Here is a 905-nt window from a genome sequence, read left to right as displayed (position 1 = left end):
GTGATGTTGTCGCCCGGCATCACCATCTCGGTGCCTTCCGGCAGCGACACGATGCCGGTCACGTCGGTCGTGCGGAAGTAGAACTGCGGACGGTAGTTGGTGAAGAACGGCGTGTGACGGCCACCTTCGTCCTTGGTCAGGATGTAGGCTTCGGCCACGAACTTCTTGTGCGGCTTCACCGTGCCCGGCTTGGCCAGAACCTGGCCGCGCTCGACACCTTCACGATCAACGCCGCGCAGCAGCGCGCCGATGTTGTCGCCAGCCTGGCCCTGATCGAGCAGCTTGCGGAACATCTCGACGCCCGTGCAGGTCGTCTTGGTCGTCGGACGGATGCCGATGATCTCGAGTTCCTCGCCGACCTTGACCACGCCGCGCTCGACGCGACCGGTCACGACCGTGCCACGGCCCGAGATCGAGAACACGTCTTCGATCGGCATCAGGAACGGCTTGTCGAGCGGACGAACCGGGGTCGGGATGTAGGCATCGACCGCAGCCATCAGCTCGCGGATCGCGTCCTCGCCGATCTTCTTGTCGCTGTCTTCGAGAGCAGCCAGAGCCGAACCCTTGACGATCGGAATGTCGTCGCCGGGGAACTCGTTCTTGGTCAGAAGCTCGCGAACCTCGAGCTCGACCAGTTCGAGCAGCTCGGCGTCGTCGACCTGATCGACCTTGTTCAAGAACACCACGATCGACGGCACGCCGACCTGACGGGCGAGCAGGATGTGCTCGCGGGTCTGCGGCATCGGGCCGTCGGCAGCCGACACGACCAGGATCGCGCCGTCCATCTGCGCGGCACCGGTGATCATGTTCTTCACATAGTCGGCGTGGCCGGGGCAGTCGACGTGAGCGTAGTGGCGGTTGGCCGTCTCATATTCGACGTGCGCCGTCGAGATCGTGATGCCGCG

The 905-nt window shown here is 64.3% G+C and carries 1 protein-coding gene; it reads right to left on the bottom strand.

Annotated features, from left to right (window positions below):
• On the bottom strand, positions 1–905 hold a 905-nt coding region (tuf, locus tag NKJ06_RS35550), incomplete at both ends, for an elongation factor Tu (protein ID WP_352812603.1).

This window comes from Mesorhizobium sp. M0293 (genome assembly GCF_040321735.1).
In the GTDB taxonomy this organism is placed as follows: Bacteria; Pseudomonadota; Alphaproteobacteria; order Rhizobiales; family Rhizobiaceae; genus Mesorhizobium.
Note: the sequence above shows the minus strand (reverse complement) of the source record. Positions and strands in the feature narration are given on the sequence as shown.